Annotated in this window: 14 protein-coding genes; 2 read left to right on the plus strand and 12 right to left on the minus strand. The window is 62.2% G+C overall.

Annotation, left to right across the window (positions count from 1 at the left end; all coding sequences use genetic code 11):
* Positions 1 to 83: 83 nt before the first annotated feature.
* The 12 genes from BT125_RS00395 to BT125_RS00455 form a co-directional block, all read right to left on the minus strand.
* Complete coding sequence (locus BT125_RS00395) at positions 84 to 1,703, minus strand: methyl-accepting chemotaxis protein (protein WP_072404299.1); 1,620 nt, start codon at positions 1,701 to 1,703, stop codon at positions 84 to 86.
* Between the two features lie 112 nt (positions 1,704 to 1,815).
* The gene (locus BT125_RS00400; protein WP_072404301.1) at positions 1,816 to 2,511 is read right to left on the minus strand and encodes an anaerobic ribonucleoside-triphosphate reductase activating protein; all 696 of its coding nucleotides are present in this window, start codon (positions 2,509 to 2,511) and stop codon (positions 1,816 to 1,818) included.
* The gene (gene nrdD, locus BT125_RS00405; RefSeq protein ID WP_072404302.1) at positions 2,508 to 2,669 is read right to left on the minus strand and encodes an anaerobic ribonucleoside-triphosphate reductase; all 162 of its coding nucleotides are present in this window, start codon (positions 2,667 to 2,669) and stop codon (positions 2,508 to 2,510) included. The genes BT125_RS00400 and nrdD overlap by 4 nt, the downstream gene beginning before the upstream one ends.
* A gap of 31 nt (positions 2,670 to 2,700) precedes the next feature.
* Positions 2,701 to 4,716 (minus strand): ribonucleoside triphosphate reductase, encoded by a 2,016-nt coding sequence (locus tag BT125_RS00410; protein ID WP_072404304.1) that lies wholly within the window; start codon positions 4,714 to 4,716, stop codon positions 2,701 to 2,703.
* 895 nt (positions 4,717 to 5,611) lie between these two features.
* Positions 5,612 to 6,604 (minus strand): GTP 3',8-cyclase MoaA, encoded by a 993-nt coding sequence (gene moaA, locus BT125_RS00420; RefSeq protein ID WP_072404308.1) that lies wholly within the window; start codon positions 6,602 to 6,604, stop codon positions 5,612 to 5,614.
* Between the two features lie 25 nt (positions 6,605 to 6,629).
* Positions 6,630 to 7,583, minus strand: coding sequence for a peptidylprolyl isomerase (locus BT125_RS00425; protein ID WP_072404310.1), 954 nt, complete (start codon positions 7,581 to 7,583; stop codon positions 6,630 to 6,632).
* Positions 7,584 to 7,593: 10 nt separating this feature from the next.
* The gene (narI, locus tag BT125_RS00430) at positions 7,594 to 8,274 is read right to left on the minus strand and encodes a respiratory nitrate reductase subunit gamma (protein WP_060742101.1); all 681 of its coding nucleotides are present in this window, start codon (positions 8,272 to 8,274) and stop codon (positions 7,594 to 7,596) included.
* Positions 8,267 to 9,022 (minus strand): nitrate reductase molybdenum cofactor assembly chaperone, encoded by a 756-nt coding sequence (narJ, locus tag BT125_RS00435; RefSeq protein ID WP_072404312.1) that lies wholly within the window; start codon positions 9,020 to 9,022, stop codon positions 8,267 to 8,269. The genes narI and narJ overlap by 8 nt, the downstream gene beginning before the upstream one ends.
* A gap of 2 nt (positions 9,023 to 9,024) precedes the next feature.
* Positions 9,025 to 10,563, minus strand: a complete 1,539-nt coding sequence (narH, locus tag BT125_RS00440; protein WP_060742099.1) for a nitrate reductase subunit beta — start codon at positions 10,561 to 10,563, stop codon at positions 9,025 to 9,027.
* A 1-nt stretch (position 10,564) separates the two neighbouring features.
* Entirely contained in the window at positions 10,565 to 14,338 is a 3,774-nt protein-coding gene (locus tag BT125_RS00445; RefSeq protein ID WP_072404314.1) for a nitrate reductase subunit alpha, read from the minus strand.
* 65 nt (positions 14,339 to 14,403) lie between these two features.
* Entirely contained in the window at positions 14,404 to 15,801 is a 1,398-nt protein-coding gene (locus BT125_RS00450; RefSeq protein WP_072404316.1) for a NarK family nitrate/nitrite MFS transporter, read from the minus strand.
* Entirely contained in the window at positions 15,779 to 17,080 is a 1,302-nt protein-coding gene (locus BT125_RS00455; RefSeq protein ID WP_219734580.1) for an MFS transporter, read from the minus strand. The genes BT125_RS00450 and BT125_RS00455 overlap by 23 nt, the downstream gene beginning before the upstream one ends.
* A gap of 310 nt (positions 17,081 to 17,390) precedes the next feature.
* Between BT125_RS00455 and BT125_RS00460 the strand changes: the two genes are divergently transcribed.
* Together BT125_RS00460 and narL are read left to right on the plus strand one after the other, a co-directional pair.
* Positions 17,391 to 19,190 carry a HAMP domain-containing protein gene (locus BT125_RS00460; RefSeq protein WP_072404318.1) on the plus strand — a complete coding sequence of 600 codons (1,800 nt, stop codon included), beginning with the start codon at positions 17,391 to 17,393 and terminating at the stop codon, positions 19,188 to 19,190.
* Positions 19,187 to 19,834, plus strand: a complete 648-nt coding sequence (narL, locus tag BT125_RS00465; RefSeq protein WP_072404319.1) for a two-component system response regulator NarL — start codon at positions 19,187 to 19,189, stop codon at positions 19,832 to 19,834. The genes BT125_RS00460 and narL overlap by 4 nt, the downstream gene beginning before the upstream one ends.
* Positions 19,835 to 19,924: the final 90 nt, after the last annotated feature.

Genomic DNA, 19,924 nt, shown 5'->3' on the forward strand with positions numbered 1-19,924 from the left:
CCCCACCGCTTTCGCGAGCAAGCCCGTTCCCACAGGAAATTTAGGGCGAGTTCAATTGCTGTGGCGCTCTGGTGCCATACCGGCTACACCTTGAACCGCGCCACCGTCTCGTGCAGCGAACCGGCCATCTGTGCCAGGTCCTGCCCCGCTGTATCCGTGTGCCGCGCGCCCAGCAACACCTGCTCGGACAAGTTGCGAATGCCCACCAGGTTGCGGTCCACTTCTCGGGCCACCAGGGCCTGCTGCTCCGTGGCGCTGGCGATCATCAGGTTGCGCTCGTTGATCTGCGAGATCGAATGGGCGATTTCATCCAGGGCATCGCCGGAGCGCTGGGCCACCTGCAGGGTGGCCTGTACCAGTTCGCTGTTGTTTTGCATCGAGGTCACTGCATGCCCACTGTCCAGGCGAATGCTGCCGATCATGTCCTCGATTTCCCGGGTCGAAACCTGAGTACGATGGGCCAGTGCCCGGACTTCATCGGCCACCACCGCGAAACCACGCCCGGCATCACCGGCACGGGCCGCTTCAATGGCGGCGTTCAGGGCCAGCAGGTTGGTTTGTTCAGCAATGCTGCGGATCACATCCAAGACTGAGCTGATGTCCTGGACGCGTCCGGCCAGTTGCTGGATTCGCCCTGAGCTGTCCGTCACACCGTCCGCCAGCGCCGAAATGGAAGCCACCGTTTCCTGAACCTGTTCACGGCCACGCTGGGCGGTTTGTTCGGACACTCGTGAAGCTTCGCTAGTGCTTACGGCATTGCGTGCCACTTCATCCACTGCAGCGGTCATCTGGTTCACCGCCGCCGCAGCCTGTTCGATTTCCAGCCCTTGCAACTGCAAGGTGCTGTTGGTCTGGCTGCTCACGGCGCTCAGTTCTTCGGAGGAACTGGCCACCCGATCCACCGAGGCCGCAATGTGCCGGACCATGGCGTTGAGACTCTGCTGCATGTCGTGCATGTTGCTCATCACGCTGTCGTTCGCCCCAATCCCCACCGGCACCCGAATGGTCAGGTCACCTTGGGCGATGAGGCTCAGCATCCGCGCCGCATCATTGGGCTCACCGCCCAGTGGGCGGGTCACGCTGCGGGTCACCAGCAACGCGACGGTACTCACCAGGACCAGGCAACCCAACACCAGCGCCAGCACGTTGCGCCGCGCATCGTTGTAACGCGCCGAAGCCTGCCGTTCACGTTCGACAAAAACCCTGCCCTGCATCGCCATCATCCCTTCGAGGCTTTTGTACACCTCAAGCTCCGCCGGGATCACGCCTTGCTTGAGCTGTGTCAGCGCCGCGTCCGTCGCGCCCTGGCGGATCAACGCCTGCACCTGGACGAAAGCCGCCACGTAGGCCTCGCGACGCTTCTTCAGCTCGGCATACGCGGCTTTGCCTTCGGGCTGATCGAACAGCGGTTCCAGCGTGGCGAAAGCCTGGGTAATCCGTTGCCGGGTGGCGTCGATGGACTGCTGCACTTGCGTATTGTTCTTGTCGATCAACAAGTCTCGGGTGTTCCTGGCGTTATCGCGCACGCCGGTAGCGATGACCATGATCGGGTCGATTTTCGGCCAATCCTGCTTGACGATCTGTACAGCCTGGTCGCGCAGTATCGCCAGGTCGTTCAAGGCGTACAGGGCCAAAGCGATCAAGGCCAGTGGCGCGATGGCGAAGCCGATCACGATGCGTTGGGCGGTGGTGAGTCTGGTCATGTCAAATGCTCCCTGTTCAATTACCTGCCGATTGGCAGCGCATTTGAAAACCATGAAAAAAGAGTGGCCCGGTCATCCCGGGCCGCTGTCGGTCGCTCATGCCAACGCTCGGTCAACTACGCAACACGAACGAAGGAAACAGCTCGCGCATGGCGGCCCACAAGTCTGGTTGCAAGGCGTGTGCCGAGACACTGGAAAGATGCGGATCGAGCATCCGCGCCGTGCGCACCAGTTGCACGGCAAACCGGGTGACACCGCGCTCGCTCAGGCGCCGGGCCAGGGTCAACAGGCGTTCGGGATCGAACAGATGCCAGTGCACGGTGGTGCGGCATTCATAATCCACGCCGCTGGCCAGCAGGTGGTCGAGGCTGCGCCAGTTGGTGGTGCCGCTGCCTTCGACCCGGGTCACGTCCAAGGCATCTTCAGGCAAGGCCTTGATGTCGAACCCCACCCAGTCGGCAAGCCCGACCACTTTGGCGAAGGCCGCCGGCTTGATACCGGCGCTGTGCAGGCCGATGCGAAACCCCATTTGCCGCACCTCCTCCATCGCTGGCGCCAGGCCGTCCTGCAAGGTCGGTTCGCCACCGCTGAACACCACGGCGTCGAGCAGGTCCTGACGGCGTTGCAGGAACGCCAATACCCGGCACCACTCCACCTCCTCGCTGCCGCGTGGCGGGATCAGTTGCGGGTTATGGCAATAACGACAACGCCAGGCGCATCCCTGGCAAAACAGCACGCAGGCCAGTTGGCCCGGATAATCGAGGGTGGTCAGGGGCACCATGCCCCCGACCCGTAGCACTCGACTCATGGACGCCCGGCCGCGCGTTCGGTGAAGTGCACCCGCTCACGATGCTCGGATTGCTTACCGGGGTTGAAGGCCGCCACCGGGCGGTGATACCCCATCACCCGGGTCCAGACTTCGCAACGTTGACGCTGTGCGGGTGGAAGGCTATGTAATGCATTCATAGGTGAAGCTCCTTGCGGTCGATGGATCGGATCAGTGAACGCTGCCCGCCAACTGCTGTTGCAGCAGCAAGGCCTCGTCGCATTTGGGGCAAAACTCGTGTTCGCCGGCCAGGTAGCCGTGCACCGGGCAGATGGAAAAGGTCGGCGTGATGGTCAGGTACGGCAGGCGGAAACGGCCCAGGGCCTTGCGCACCAGTTGCTTGCAGGCCTGGGTCGAGGAAATCTGCTCGGCCATGTACAGGTGCAACACGGTGCCGCCGGTGTATTTGCATTGCAGTTCATCCTGCAACTCCAGGGCTTCGAATGGATCGTCGGTGAACCCCACCGGCAGTTGCGAAGAGTTGGTGTAGTACGGCGCGACCGGGCTGCCAGCCTGCAGGATATCCGGGTAGCGCTTGAGGTCTTCCTTGGCGAAGCGGTACGTCGTGCCTTCGGCGGGTGTGGCTTCGAGGTTGTAGAGGTGGCCAGTTTCCTCCTGGAAACGCAGCAACGTGGCCCGCACATGATCCAGCAGTTTTAGCGCAAATGCCCGGCCCTGCTCGGTGTGCAGGCCTTGCTGGTCATCGGTGAAATTGCGCAGCATTTCATGCAGGCCGTTCACGCCAATAGTGGAGAAGTGATTGCGCAACGTGCCGAGGTAGCGCTTGGTGTAGGGGTACAAACCGGCATCCATGTGATGCTGGATGACCTTGCGCTTGACCTCCAGGCTCTCTTTCGCCAGTTCCATCAGGGTATCGATGCGTTGCAGTAAGCCGCTGGTGTTGCCTTTGTACAAGTAGCCCAGGCGCGCGCAGTTGATCGTCACCACGCCCAGGGACCCGGTCTGTTCCGCCGAGCCGAACAGGCCGCCGCCGCGCTTGAGCAGCTCGCGCACGTCCAGTTGCAGGCGGCAGCACATCGACCGCACCTGGTTGGGTTGCATGTCCGAGTTGAGGAAGTTCTGGAAATACGGCAAGCCGTAGCGCGCGGTCATTTCGAACAGCCGGTCGGCGTTCTCGCTGTCCCACGGGAAGTCATGGGTGATGTTGTAAGTCGGGATCGGGAACGTGAAGACCCGGCCTTTCGCATCGCCGGCCTGCATCACCTCGATGTAGGCGCGGTTGATCAATTCCATTTCCGCTTGCAGGTCACCGTAGGCGAACGGCATTTCTTCACCGCCGATCACCGGGATCTGTTCGCGCAGGTCCTGGGGGCAGACCCAGTCGAACGTCAGGTTGGTGAACGGGGTTTGCGTGCCCCAGCGCGACGGCACGTTGAGGTTGTAGATGAACTCCTGCAACGACTGGCGAATCTGGTCGTAGCTGAGCTGGTCCTTGCGCACATAGGGCGCCAGGTAGGTGTCGAACGAGCTGAACGCCTGGGCGCCGGCCCATTCGTTTTGCAGGGTGCCGAGGAAATTCACCATCTGTCCCAAGGCGCTGCTCAAGTGCTTGGGCGGCCCGGCCTCGACCCGCCCTGGCACGCCGTTGAGGCCTTCGTGCAAGAGGGTGCGCAAGGACCAGCCGGCACAATAGCCAGCGAGCATGTCCAGGTCGTGGATATGCAGGTCCGCCTCGCGGTGCGCCTCGCCGATGGCCTGGCTGTAGACTTCGTCCAGCCAGTAATTGGCGGTGACCTTGCCCGATACGTTAAGGATCAGCCCGCCGAGGGAATAGCCCTGGTTGGCGTTGGCTTGCACGCGCCAGTCTTCGCGATCCAGGTATTCGTTCATCGAAGTGGCGACTTCCACCAGCGTACGACGATCCCGACGCAGGCGTCCGTGTTGCTCGCGATAGACGATGTAGGCGCGCATGGACAGGAAATACCCGGCGTCCATCAGAACCCGCTCGACGCGGTCCTGGATCTGCTCGACGTTCAACCGCGTCTGCCCTTCCAACCGCGCCAATACCGCCTCGAGCAGCCCTTCGGCCTCGGCTTCGGCGTACTCACCGGTGGCCTTGCCGGCGGCGATCAGCGCCTGGCGGATCTTGTCCGCATCAAAGGCGACCACACTGCCATCGCGCTTGTGCAAGCGGTTACACCCTACTGAGATCAACGTGCTCTGCATTTTGGCTCCAGACACTACATATAGGCTTTTTAATCTTTAAAAACACAATATGCAGTGGAGAGTACGGCTAAATGTTCGAGTTGCAATTGATCGATATCAAGAACCGGGGCGACGACCAACCTGCTTGGAGGGGAGCAATGCGCCTGGCAGGCCGCCTTCGCGAGCAAGCCCGCTCCCACAGTTGGATCGGGGTATGACCGTGAGAATCAGGTCGGCTATAAGGCCGCCTTCGCGAGCAGGCTCGCTCCCACAGTTGGATCGGGGTATGACCGTGAGAATCAGGTCGGCTATAAGGCCGCCTTCGCGAGCAAGCCCGCTCCCACAGTTGGATCGGGGTATGACCGTGAGAATCAGGTCGGCTATAAGGCCGCCTTCGCGAGCAGGCTCGCTCCCACAGTTGGATCGGGGTATGACCGTGAGAATCAGGTCGGCTATAAGGCCGCCTTTGCGAGCAAGCCCGCTCCCACAGTTGGATCGGGGTATGACCGTGAGAGCCAGGTCGGCTGGCAGGCCGCCTCGCGCTGGCTTTTGATCTGGGGGGCCCCGTTAACCACGATGGCCGAACGCAGGCATTGCGTAGTGGGCACCTCGGCATGGATGCCGAGGTAGCCGCGCTGGGCCATGGATGGCCCTTCGCGGCGGCCCACGTAGCAATGCCGGAGTGAGGGCACACCGAGCCTAGGCGAGGTGCCGAGTGGTGGGGCAAAAGCGTTTTTGGTTACTTTTGGCGCTCTTCCAAAAGTGACCCGCTGTAAGAGCGGAACCGCCAGCCGCCGTTACCGCAGAAACGGATATGCCCCCAACACCCCAGCACCCCAGCACCCAGCACCCAGAACAGGACGGCTACGCAGCCCAGCGGGAGCAAGCGCCCTCGCCACAGTGCCCGCGTAACCCCTTAACCCCCACTCATATTCATGAATCGCACAATCTGCACCTCCCCACCCGGGTTGAAGTCATGCCGCAATGGCTTGCCGCGCAACGCCTGCTGCACCGCCTGGATAACCGGCTGGTCATCCAGCGGATAACGCCGCAGCAAACCACGCAAATCGAGAGAGTCCTCCTGCCCCAGGCACAACAACAGGCGCCCCTCGACCGTCATACGCACCCGATTGCAACTGGCGCAAAAGTTGTGGGTGTTGGGGGAAATGAAACCGATCCGGGTATCCGGATGCTGTTCCAAACGCACATAACGCGCCGGCCCGCCGCTGTTTTCGGTACTGTCCAGCAGCCGGTGATGGCGAGCGATCTCGGCCCGGACCTCATCGCTGGAACAGAACGATTCCCCCCGGGAACGCCCCACCTCCCCCAACGGCATTTCCTCGATAAAACTGATATCGATGTGTTGCTCGATGGCGTACTGCACAAGCGCCGGGACCTCATCGAAGTTGCGCCCTTTCATCACCACACAGTTGAGCTTGATCCGCTTGAACCCGGCCACCTTCGCCGCTTCAATCCCTGCTAGCACCTGATCGAGGTTGCCGTTACGGGTGATCGCCCGGAAACGCTCACCGTCGAGGCTGTCGAGGCTGATGTTCATGCGCTTGACCCCAGCCTCGACCAGCGGCTGGGCCAATCGCCCCAACTGCGAGCCATTGCTGGTCATTACCAGCTCTCGCAAGCCGGGCAGCGCCGCGATGTCGCGACACAACCCGACGATGCCCGGGCGGATCAGCGGCTCGCCACCAGTCAGGCGAATTTTCTTCACCCCCAAGCCGACGAACAGCCGTGCCAGGCGCTGCAACTCTTCCAGGGTCAAGACTTGCTGACGCGGCAGGAAGGTCATGTTTTTCGCCATGCAATACACACAACGAAAATCACAACGATCGGTCACCGACATCCGCAAATAATCGATCTGGCGCCCAAATCCGTCCTGCAACACCGCGTTCATGAAGATCTCCCGATTGAACCTGTGCTCACTGCACCAGCGGCGAGTCGGCGCCCTGAAGGTGAATGCCTCGAATATCCGCCGCACCGATCAGGGTTTGCAGGTATTGCACCAGCGCCTTTTGCCAAACGCCCTGCTGCAACTGCGTATGAATCGCTGTCGCCACGGCCTCATACGGCAACGGCTGGCCATCGATGCGCTGGTCGATGCTGATCACATGCCAGCCGTAGCGACTTTCCAGCGGCTTGCCCGCAAGGCCCGCCGGCAGGGTGAACAATTGGCGCTCCAGTTCAGGCACGGTCTGGCCCTTGCTGATCTGCCCCAGCGAGCCGCCCTGCGCCTTGGATGGACACGCCGAATATTTCAGCGCCAACTCGGCGAAGCTGCCCGGGAACTGGTCCAGCCGCTCCAGCAGCAACTCGGCCTGGACATGGGCCAGGCTACGGGCCTCGGCATCGTCCGGCGCGCATTCGAGCAGGATGTGCCGCACCGCCAGCAACGGTGCGCTATGGAAGCGCGCCCGGTTGCTTTCGTAGTAACGCAGGCCGGTGGCCTCGTCACACTGCGGCACCTGCACCTCGCGTTCGAGCAACAGCCGCGTGGCGGCCTCTTCTTCGTTTTCACCGGCACCGACCTGCAACGCCAGACCCAGCTCGGCGATACGCTGCTGGAGCAATTGGCGAATCACCAGGGCCCGAGCGGCCTGGTACACCGCGTCCTCGCGACTGTCGGCCGGGTGATATTGCAGCTCCAGGGCCATCGCCTGGGGAGTGATCGACACCCCGTTGACGCTGATGATAGGCCACTCCTGCTCACTGCTGGCGATCAATTCTGGCGATTGATCTTCCACCACCGACCCGGCCTGGGCCGGCTCGAACTGCACCGCCCCTAGGGGCTCCACATCGACCACCGGCGGCACTTTTGCCGAGGAACCGCAACCACCGCCACCGCTACCACCGCCACATCCGCATCCACTCGCCATGATCTTCTCCTCAGAACTTCTGCCGAACGATTTGATAACGACGCCCCAGGTACCAGACCGGCGCACTGACGATGTGAACCAGACGGGTGAACGGGAACAGCACGAACAGGGTCAAGCCCAGCACCACGTGGAGCTTGTAGACCAGGCCCACCGGCGCTATCGCGGTAGCGGCTTCCACCGGCCGCAACAGCACGGTGTTCTGGGCCCAGTCGGCCAGCATCACCATCACCGAGCCGTCCATATGGGCGGTGGATGCGACGATGGTCATCAGCCCCAGCACCAGTTGCACCAGCAACACCACCAGCACCAGGATGTCCGAGACATTGGAGGTGGCGCGGACCCGTGGGTCGGTCAAGCGGCGGTTGAGCAGCATCACCAGGCCGATCAGGCCCAGCACGCCGAAGAACCCACCGGAAACCATCGCCAGCAACTGCTTGTTCTCAGTGCTCAGCACATGGTGATAGATCGCCGCCGGCGTCAGCAGGCCGACGAAGTGCCCGGCCAACACGAACAGCACGCCAACGTGAAACAGGTTGCTCGCCACGCGCATGCCGCGCTTGTTCAGCATCTGGCTGGAACCGGCCTTCCAGGTGTACTGGGACAGGTCGAACCGTGCCCAACTGCCGAGCAGGCAAATCGCCAAAGCGACATAGGGGTAGACCCCGAACAACAACAGATCCCATTTAGACATTACCCACCTCCCCGGCTGGCGCTGCGGCCCGCCCTTCATGCTGAAAATCCACCCAGTGCAACGGCACCGCGCTTTCGTCCCGCGCCTTGCCTGGCGCGCTGGGCAGTGAACTGCAACGGTCCTGCTGTTCGGCCTTCATGAAATCCACCTGCTCTTCTTCCCAGATCTTGTCCAGGGCTTCGAGGGAGTCGTCCCGGGGCTCGGCCTTCACTTGCTCACGCAACTCGGCCACCGCCACCTGGGGTTCGGCGCCGGCGATTTGCAACAAGGCCCGGAAGCAACTGGCGTAGACGCTTTCACGCTCGTCCAGGCGCGCCGCGAGCAAGGCCAGCAGGTGCGCCACATCCGCCAGGCCCTCGCGAGCCTCGATGTCTTCGCGGGTGGAGAGAAACTCCAGGTACAGCGGGATGTAGTCAGGCAACTCTTTGACGCCGATGGCGAAACCGGCCTCTTCGTACTGCGCCATCATGTCCACCATGGCCTGGCCCCGATCACGGGACTCACCGTGGACATGTTCGAACAGCAGCAGTGACAGCGCGCGGCCCCGGCCGAACAGCGCACCGTAGTGCTCCTGGCCGTCCATCAAGTCCTTGCCGCAGATCACTTCCAGCAATTCGAACAGCCCGGCGCGTTGCTGGGGACTGATTTCCCGTGCTTGCGCAATGGCCTGCTCCAGCTCGTCGCGACCGGCCACCAGGGTCTCGGTCGGATAATCGAGCAGCAACGAAATCACCTTGAGAATGCGCATGTTCATTCCTCCCACAACTGCACGGTTTTGATCACGTCGCGACGATTGGCCTTCTTGCCGCCGAACATGTTGGTGTCAGAGCTGCCGCTGCAGCCGCTGCCGAAGCTGAAACCACAACCGGAGCGTTCGGCGAACGCATCGCTCATGGCGTCTTCACGGTGGGCGCTCGGCACCACGAAACGGTCTTCGTAGTTGGCGATGGCCAGGTAGCGGTACATCTCTTCCACCTGGTTCACGCTCAAGCCGACGTCGGCCAGCACTTGCAGGTCCTGCACGCCATCGACCTGTTCGGAGCGCTTGTACGCCCGCATCGCCAGCAGACGCTTGAGGGCGCGCTTGACCGGCTTTTCATCACCGGCGGTGAGCATATTGGCGAGGTAACGCAGCGGAATGCGCAGGCTGTCGACATCCGGGATCACCCCGTTCATGCCCACGGTACCGGCGGCGGCCGCGTTCTGGATCGGTGACAGTGGCGGCACGTACCAGACCATCGGCAGGGTGCGGTATTCCGGGTGCAGCGGCAGGGCGAGTTTCCAATCCACGGCCATTTTGTAGACCGGCGAGCGTTGCGCCGAGTCGATCACCGACTGGGGCACGCCATCGGCCAGGGCCTGACGAATCACTGCTGGGTCGTTGGGGTCGAGGAAAATCTCCAGTTGCTTCTCGTACAGGTCCTTCTCATCGGCGGTGCTCGCCACTTCGCTGATACGGTCGGCGTCATACAGCAGCACGCCGAGATAACGGATGCGGCCGACGCAGGTTTCAGCGCAGACCGTCGGCATCCCCGCTTCGATGCGCGGGTAGCAGAAGATGCATTTTTCCGACTTGCCGCTTTTCCAGTTGAAATAGATTTTCTTGTACGGGCAACCGCTGATGCACATGCGCCAGCCGCGGCACTTCTCCTGATCGATCAGGACGATGCCGTCCTCTTCGCGCTTGTAGATCGCGCCGCTCGGGCACGATGCGGCGCACGCCGGGTTCAGGCAGTGCTCGCACAGGCGCGGCAGGTACATCATGAAAGTGTTTTCGTACTCGCCGTAGATGTCCGCCTGGATCTTGTCGAAGTTCTTGTCCTTGCGCCGCTTGGCGAATTCGGTACCGAGGATTTCCTCCCAGTTCGGGCCCCATTCGATTTTCTGCATGCGCTTGCCAGACACCAGCGAACGCGGGCGTGCGGTGGGTTGATGCTCGCCCAGTGGCGCGGTGTGCAGATGCTGGTAGTCGAAGTCGAACGGTTCGTAGTAATCGTCCAGGCTCGGCAGGTCAGGGTTGGCGAAGATGTTCGCCAGCACGCGAAACTTACCGCCAATGCGCGGGTTGATCGAACCGTCAGCGTTGCGGACCCAGCCGCCCTTCCACTTGTCCTGGTTTTCCCACTCCTTGGGGTAGCCGATACCTGGCTTGGACTCAACGTTGTTGAACCAGGCGTATTCCATGCCTTCGCGGCTGGTCCAGACGTTCTTGCAGGTGATCGAGCAAGTATGGCAGCCGATGCATTTGTCCAGGTTCAGGACCATGCCGATTTGTGAGCGAATCTTCATCTCAGTTCTCCTCGATATCAGTCGGCAGTGGACGCGGCAGATCATCGCCACTGGAACCGTCGAGCCAATCGACCTTGGACATTTTGCGCACCACAACGAACTCGTCGCGGTTGCAACCGACCGTGCCGTAATAGTTGAAACCGTAGGCCTGCTGGGCGTAGCCACCGATCATGTGGGTGGGCTTGAGCACCACGCGGGTCACCGAGTTGTGGTGGCCGCCACGGGTCTTGGTGGTTTCCGAGCCAGGTACGTTCACGATCCGTTCCTGGGCGTGGTACATCATCACCATGCCTTCCTTGACCCGCTGGCTGACCACCGCACGAGCGGTCAATGCGCCGTTGACGTTGAAGCACTCGATCCAGTCGTTGTCCTCGATACCGGCGCGCTTGGCGTCGATTTCCGAGAGCCAGACAATCGGTCCGCCACGGCTCAAGGTGAGCATCAGCAGGTTGTCGCTGTAGGTGCTGTGGATGCCCCACTTCTGGTGCGGGGTGATCCAGTTCAGGACAATCTCGGTCTCGCCATTGCTGCGCTTGCCCTTCACGCCTTCGATGGTGCGGGTGTTGACCGGTGGCCGGTAACTCATCAGTTGCTCGCCGAACGCCTGCATCCACGGGTGATCCTGGTAGAACTGCTGGCGACCGGTGATGGTGCGCCATGGAATCGCCTCGTGAACGTTGGTGTAGCCGGCGTTGTAGCTCACGTGATCGTCTTCCAGGCCGGACCAGGTCGGGCTGGAAATGATCTTGCGTGGCTGGGCCTGGATGTCGCGGAAACGAATGGCCTCGTGCTCTTTGGAGATGGCCAGGTGGCTGTGGTCGATGCCGGTGAATTCCGACAGCGCCGCCCAGGCTTTCACCGCGACATGGCCGTTGGTTTCCGGCGCCAGTGACAGGATCACTTCGGCCGCGTCGATGGCGCTGTCGATTTTTGGCCGCCCTTGGCTGATGCCGGCCTCGACTTCCTTGTGGTTCAGTTCGCCGAGGAATTTCACTTCAGTCTCGGTGTTCCAGTTGATGCCCTTGCCGCCATTGCCGAGCTTCTCGAGCATCGGACCCAGGGACGTGAACTGCTTGTAGATGTTCGGGTAATCGCGCTCCACCACCTGCAGGTTCGGCGCGTTCTTGCCCGGGACCGGCGCCACACCGGCGCTTTTCCAGTCGGTGCCGCCAAAGGGTTGGGCCAGCTCGCCGACGCTGTCATGCATCAACGGCACGGTGACCAGGTCTTTTTCCACGCCCAGGTGGCCGACCGACATGGCGGAAAACGCCTTGGCAATGCCCTTGTAGATCTCCCAGTCCGAACGCGACTCCCAGGCCGGATCGATGGCCGCCGACAGCGGGTGGATGAACGGGTGCATGTCCGAGGTGTTCATGTCGTCTTTTTCGTACCAGGTCGCGGTCGGCAAGACGATGTCGGAATACACGCAGGTCGAGGACATGCGGAAGTCCAGGGTGGTCACCAGGTCGAGCTTGCCAATGGCGCCCTCGTCGACCCATTCGGCTTCGGTGGGCTTGCACTCGGTGCTATGACCGATGTCTTCGTTCATCACGCCGTTCTTGGTGCCCAGCAGGTACTTGAGCATGTATTCGTGGCCCTTGCCCGAGGAGCCCAGCAGGTTGGAACGCCAGATGAACATGTTGCGCGGGAAGTTCACCGGGCTGTCAGGCTGTTCGCAGGCAAAGCGCAGGGAACCGTCCTGCAGCGACTTGACCACATAGTCCTTGGGCTCCAGGCCCGCGGCGGCGGCATCGCGGCAGATGTGCAGCGGGTTGGTGTTGAGTTGCGGCGCGCTGGGCAACCAGCCGGCCCGTTCGGCGCGGATGTTGTAGTCCAGGGCGTGCTCGGGGAACTGCGACTTGTCGGCCAGGGGCGAGAGCACGTCGTGCATGCTCATCTTCTCGTGACGCCATTGCGAGCTGTGGCCATAGAAGAAGCTGGTGCCGTTCATCTGCCGTGGCGGGCGACTCCAGTCCAGGCCGAAGGCCAGGGGCAGCCAGCCGCATTGCGGACGGAGTTTTTCCTGGCCCACATAGTGGGCCCAGCCGCCGCCGGTCTGGCCGACGCAACCGCAGAGCATGAGCATGTTGATCAGCCCACGGTAGTTCATGTCCATGTGGTACCAGTGGTTCATCGCCGCACCGACGATGATCATCGAGCGTCCACGGGTCTTGTCGGCGTTGTCGGCGAACTCGCGGGCGATCTGGATCGCCTTCTCGCGGCTCACACCGGTGATCTGCTCCTGCCAGGCCGGGGTGCCGGGCACCGAAGCGTCGTCATAGTCCTTGGCAACGTTGGCGCCGCCCAGGCCACGGTCGATGGCCAGGTTGGCCGCCGACAGGTCGAACACGGTGGCGACTTTCGCCACGCTGCCGTCGGCCAGCATCACGCTGTGCACCGGCACCCGCCGGAACTGCACTGCGTCACCGGCCACATGCTGGAAGTACTCCTGGGCTTCGCCGGCGAAGTACGGGAACGCCACCTCGGCGACGTCGCCGCCGATCAGGCTCAGCTTGAGGTCGATCTCACGGCCCTCGCCGCCTTCACGGGGAAGGATGTTCCACTTGCCCTTCTCGCCCCAGCGATAGCCGATGGAGCCTTGGGGTGAAACCAGTTCGCCGCTGGCATCCAGGGCGATGGTTTTCCATTCCGGGTTGTTCTCTTGGCCGAGGTTGTCAGTCAAGTCACTGGCCCGCAGGAAACGGTCCGGCTGGTAACCTGCGCCCGGCGCTGCGCCAAGCATCGGCTTGAGCATCACCAGCACCGGCAGGTCGGTGTAGCGCTTGGCGTACTCGGTGAAATAGACGCTGGGCTTGTCCAGGTGAAATTCTTTGAAGATCACATGGTTGAAGGCCTGGGCCAGGGCAGCGTCGGTGCCCTGCTTGGGGTTGAGCCACAGGTCGGTGAGCTTGGCGACTTCCGAGTAGTCCGGGGTGATCGCCACGGTCTTGGTGCCCTTATAGCGCACCTCGGTGAAGAAGTGGGCATCAGGGGTACGGGTTTGCGGGACGTTGGAGCCCCAGGCGATGATGTAGTTGGAGTTGTACCAGTCGGCCGACTCCGGCACGTCGGTCTGCTCGCCCCACACCATTGGCGAAGCGGGCGGCAAGTCGCAGTACCAGTCATAGAAGCTCAGGCACACACCACCGATCAGCGACAGGTAACGCGAGCCGGCGGCATAACTGACCATCGACATGGCCGGGATCGGCGAGAAACCCACCACCCGGTCCGGGCCGTGCGTCTTGACGGTGTAGACGTTGGCGGCGGCAATGATCTCGTTGACTTCTTCCCAGTTGGAGCGGATGAAGCCGCCCATGCCGCGCTTGCTCTTGTACGAGTCGGCCTTGGCCTTGTTCTCGACGATGCTGGCCCAGGCTTCGACAGGCGGCAGGGTCTGCCGGGCTTCGCGCCACAGCTTGAGCAACGGCTTGCGGATCTTCGGGTACTTGAGCCGGTTGGCGCTGTAGATGTACCAGCTGTAGCTCGCGCCACGCGGGCAGCCCCGTGGTTCGTGGTTGGGCAGGTCATTGCGGGTGCGCGGGTAGTCGGTCTGCTGGGTTTCCCAGGTAATCAGGCCGTTCTTGACGTAGATTTTCCACGAGCACGAACCGGTGCAGTTCACCCCATGGGTGGAACGTACGATCTTGTCGTACTGCCAGCGCGAACGGTAGACGTTTTCCCAGTCGCGGGACTCCTTGCGGGTCTCGCCATGGCCGTCTGAAAACTCGCCTTGCTTGCGGTTGAAGAACCGCAGTTGATCCAGTAAATGACTCACAGTGTCTTCCTCTCAGGCTTGCTCCGCGGGGTCTGCGCCCCGCCCACGCAATAGTTGAATTCGTCTTAGCAGGGTGTCGCCGCGCCTTTGCGGGCGTACCACCACCAGGTCACCACGATGCAGCTCAGGTAGAAGCCGACGAACATGTAGAAGGCCATCTCCGGGCCGCCGGTCAGGGCCATCGAAGAGCCGAATGATTTAGGAATGAAGAACGCACCGAAGGCGCCCATGGCCGAGCTGAAACCCAGCACCGCCGCCGACTCCTTGCCGGCGTTCTTGAGCGCTTGCTCGCGCACCTCGGGCTTTTTCCCCAGGGCGGCTTTTTCATGCAGGGTGCGGAAAATCACCGGGATCATGCGGAATGTGGAACCGTTGCCCACGCCGGTGGTGATGAACAGCAACATGAACATGCCCAGGAAGCCGTAGAAGCTGCCGCCCTGGCCGCCTTGTGGCAGGAAGTGCAAGACACCGAACACCATCACGATCATCAGCACGAAGTTCCACAACGTGACCTTCGCGCCACCAAGCTTGTCCGCCAGCCAACCACCCAACGGCCGCACAAGCGCACCGACCAGCGGGCCGAGGAAGGCGAATTTAAGCGCAATGACTTCCGGGAACGAGGTCTTGATCAGCAGCGGGAACGCGGCGGAGAAACCAATGAACGAGCCGAAGGTCGCCAGGTACAACCAGCACATCAGCCAGTTGTGCTTGCGCTTGAAGATCACCGCCTGCTCGCTGAACGATGCGCGGGCGCTGGACAAATCGTTCATGCCGAACCAGGCAATCAAGGTTACGGCGAGGATGAACGGCACCCAGATGAAACCGGCGTTCTGCAGCCACAGCGAGCTGCCATCGGCCAGCACCTGAGGCTGGCCGCCCATGAAGCCGAACACACCGAAGGAGATCACCAGCGGCACGCTGAACTGCATCACCGACACGCCCAGGTTACCCAGCCCGGCGTTCAGGCCCAGGGCGGTGCCCTGTTGGGACTTGGGGTAGAAGAAGCTGATGTTGGACATGCTCGAGGCGAAGTTGCCGCCGCCAAAACCGCAGAGCAGCGCGATCAGCACGAACACGCTGTAGGGCGTGGCCGGATTCTGCACCGCGAAGCCCATCCATAGCGCCGGCAGCAGCAGCGACGCGGTGCTCAGGGCCGTCCAGCGACGGCCACCGAAGATCGGCACCATGAACGAATAGAAGATGCGCAAGGTCGCGCCGGACAACCCCGGCAACGCCGCCAGCCAGAACAATTGGTCAGTGGTGAAGCTGAAGCCAATGGCGTTGAGGCGCACGATCACCGTGCTCCAGACCATCCAGACCGCGAAGGCCAAGAGCAGCGCTGGAATGGAGATCCACAGGTTGCGCCGGGCGGTCAGTTTGCCGCTCTTGCCCCAGAAAGCAGGGTCTTCCGGACGCCAGTCATGAATGACCGGGCCTTTTTCAGGCGTTTGCAGAACGGACATGTTCTTCTCCTTGGGCAATGCTGGAAAACGGGGATTGGCTAGCCGGCGACTGTTTACCCAGCAGCGGGCGCTTGCGCATTTCGCTGAAGTACATCCAGGTCAGGGAGACCCAGACCACGCCGTACATCAACATGAAGCAGGACGAGCGCACGCCGGTGAGGTCCACCAGGGCGCCGAACATGATCGGCAGCACGAACCCGCCCAGGCCGCCGGCGAGGCCGACGATGCCGGACACCGCGCCCATGTTTTTCGGATAGTCGTTGGCGATGTACTTGAAGACCGAGGCCTTGCCGAACGCGAAGGCGATGCCCATCACGAACAGCAGCACGGTGAACAGCGTGGCGTTGAGGCCGATATGGAAGTCGACGATGCCGTTGACGGTTTGCACTTGCAGTTGGGTCTGGGGGTAGGACAGCAGGAACAGGCAGATCCAGCTCACCCACAACACCCACCAGGTCACGCTCTGGGCGCCCCAGCGGTCGGACATCCAGCCACCGACGGCCCGCAGCACACCGCCAGGCAGGGAGAAACACGCCGCCAACAGCGCTGCGCTTTGCAGGCTGAAGCCGTATTCCTGCACGTAGTATTTGGTCATCCACAAGGCCAGGGCCACGTAGCCGCCGAACACGATGGAGTAGTACTGGCAGTAGCGCCACACGGCCGGCTCTTTCAGGGTTTTCAACTGCTCGCGCAACGTGGCGCCGCCGGTGCCGCTATGTTCCTTTTTCTCGGTGGTGAGAAACCAGAACAGCAGCGCGGTGATGAACAGGATGGCGCTGAACACCTTGGGCACCAGGTGCCAGGAGCCAAACGCGATCAGCGCCGGGGCGAGGAACTTGGTCACCGCCGCACCAGCGTTGCCGGCACCGAAGACGCCCATGGCGAAGCCCTGGTTCTGCTTGTCGAACCACTTGGCGACGTAGGCGATGCCCACCGAGAACGAGCCGCCGGCCAGGCCGACGAACAGGCCCAGCACCAGGAATTGCCAGAAGGCCGTGGCGAGGGTGATCAGGTACAGCGGCAACACGCAGGCCAGCATCAGCAGGAAGAACACGATCCGTCCGCCAAAGCGGTCGGTCAGAAGTCCCAAGGGCAAGCGCACCAACGAACCGGTCAGCACCGGCGTGGCCGCCAACAGGCCGAACTGGGTCTCATTGAGAGCCAGCAGCTCCTTGATCGGAACGCCGAGCACGGCAAACATCATCCAGACCATGAAGCACACGGTGAAGGCCAGGGTACTCATCCCTAGTACCAGCCCTTGTTGCACTTGCGCTCGCATCACGATGCACTCCGTCAGTTCGATTGAGCGCAGCCTAGTGACAGGAACCCCGCGAAAACTTGACCTGGGTCAACGTGCCTCGGGGCGGTACAGGCCTATGCTTGGCCCGTCTACCTCCAAGGAGGTAGACCTGGATATTGATGAAACCCTTTGTTTATCAATATTTTGATCCAGTTGGCCGAGGCTTTTATGGAAACGGAACGGCCAGCAACTCTTTAGAGGTAGTGCGCCCAGGATCGGCTGCTACACCCCCAGGTCCAGGGCGCCCCCCTATGTGCGGTTCACCGTTTTGCCTTCCCGGCCTACGTCGATGATGGGTTGGCTGCGCAGTTCCCTGCCCGCTCGCGCCGGGCTGGCGGTGATCCTGATCGCCATCCTGGCCCTGGCCAGTTCCTTGAGCGCCGGGCTGATCGCCTGGTTCAGCCAGGGCGACGCCGCGGCCATCAATACCGCCGGTTCCGTGCGCATGGAGACCTACCACCTGAGCTGGAAACTGGCGGCAGGGGCCAACGAGGACATCCCGGCGATCATCGACAGCCTGCAACAACGCCTCGACAGCCCGGCCCTGCGCGCCGTGCTGGAAGATGGGCCGGAAACCTCCCTGCACAAGAGCTATCGCGACCTCATCCAGCGCTGGAGCCAGACCTTGCGCCCGTCCATTGAGCGAGGCGATTCGGCGTTTTTCCAAAACAGCGCCCCTTCTTTCGTTGAGCAACTGGACCAGTTCGTCACCCTGCTGCAACGCCAGAGCGAACACAAACAAGGCTGGCAACAGACGATCCAGGGCATGGCGCTGTTCAGCACTATGATCATCCTGCTGATCGGCCTGTATGAATTGCAGTACGGCGTGGTCACGCCCTTGCAGGAACTGGTGGACGCCACCCAGCGCTTTCGCCGTGGCGAATTCCAGGTGCGGGTCAACCATCAGTCCGAGGACGAACTGGGGCAGTTGGCGACCAGTTTCAACACCATGGCCGAGACCATCGAGCAATCCCACCGCACCCTGGAAAACCAGGTCCAGCAAAAGACCTTGAACCTGCAACAGGCCAACGCCGCCCTCGAACTGCTGTACCAGAGCAGTCGCAGCCTGGCGACGCGACAGGCCAATGCCGAAGGCCTGGATGAGCTGATCCGCCGATTCCAGCAGCGCTTGCCGGGGTTGCGCCTGACGCTGTGCCTGCAGGGGCAATTGCAGGCCCCGGCCAGGCACCTGCTGGCCCTGCATGGCGCCGCCAGCCGCCAGGTCTGCGCCAGCAGCGATTGCGCCAGTTGCCACCGGCATAACGCCGCTCGCCCGCAGGCCTTCAGCATCAGTAACCAGGGCACCGAACTGGGTGAGCTCAAAGCGCATTTCGTCGACGGTCACGCGGCACAACCCTGGGAAACCGCATTGATCCAGGCCCTGGCCAACCTGATCGGCACGTCGCTGTCCCTCAAGCGTCAGCGCGAACAGGACCATCGCCTGCTGCTGCTCGACGAACGCACGATCATTGCCCGCGAGCTGCACGACTCCCTGGCCCAGGCCTTGTCGTACATGAAGCTGCAAGTCAGCCGCATGCAGACCCTGATGCGCCGGGGCGAACCGGTGCACACCCTGGAGACCGTCACCGGCGAGCTGCGCGAGGGGCTGAACAATGCCTATCGGCAACTGCGTGAACTGCTCACCACCTTCCGCCTGCAAATCCACGACGACGGCCTGGTCGAGGAACTCAAGGACACCGCCGAAGAGTTCTCCAACCGCGGGGACTTCCAGGTGCACCTGTTCGTCGACACCCTGGCCTTCGAGCTGTCGGCCAGCGAGCAAATCCACATCCTGCAGATCACCCGCGAAGCCCTGTCCAACTGCCTGCGCCATGCCCATGCACAAAACGCCTGGCTCGAACTGCGCCAGGAAGGCGAGACCGTACACCTGTCGATCGAAGACGATGGCCGGGGCTTCAGTGGCGAGGTCGACCAGCGCGAACACCATGGCCTGAACATCATGAACGAGCGGGCCCGCAGCCTGCACGGCCAACTGCAGATTCACTCCCGTACACCCCAGGGCACCCGTATCCAGGTGCATTTCCAGCCGGAGTTCCTGGGCCAACCCACCGAAGGCATCGCAACATGAACGCCCCCCTGCGTCACACCCTGCTACTGGTCGACGATCACCCGATGATGCGTCGCGGGATCCGCCAGATGCTCGAGCTCGAAGACGATTTGCAGATCGTTGGCGAAGCCAGCCACGGCGAAGAAGCCCTGACCCTGATCGAACCGCTCCAACCCGACCTGGTGTTGCTGGACAACAACATGCCACAGATGAACGGCATCGAGACCCTGCGCCGGCTGCGCGCCATGCACTACACCGGTAAGGTGCTGTTGTTCACTGTCTCCGATGCCGAGGACGACATTCGCGATGCCCTGCGCCTGGACGCCAATGGTTACCTGCTCAAGGACATGGAGCCGGAACTGCTGATCCAGTACATCCGCGACGCCCTCAACGGTGCCTTGGTGATCAGCCCCGGCCTGACCCGCGTCATGGCCCAGGCCCTGCGCTCGCCGCCGCGCCAGGCCGATGTGGAACTGACCGAACGCGAACGCCAGGTGCTCAAGACCATCGCCGGCGGCTACAGCAACAAGGTCATCGGCCACAAGCTGGGCATCACCGAAGGCACGGTCAAGGTCCATGTGAAGAACCTGCTGCACAAGCTCGGCCTGCGTTCGCGGGTGGAGGCGGCTGTGTGGGCGATGGAACATTTGCGCGGGGCCGGTTGACCCAGGCGAGTAGATTCCATGAGCAACACAGAACCTGTGGCGAGGGAGCTTGCTCCCGCTGGGGCGCGCAGCGGCCCCTCCCTCTTCCGA

The sequence above is a fragment of the Pseudomonas sp. NFACC04-2 genome (assembly GCF_900119265.1).
Taxonomy (GTDB): Bacteria; Pseudomonadota; Gammaproteobacteria; order Pseudomonadales; family Pseudomonadaceae; genus Aquipseudomonas; species Aquipseudomonas fluorescens_AA.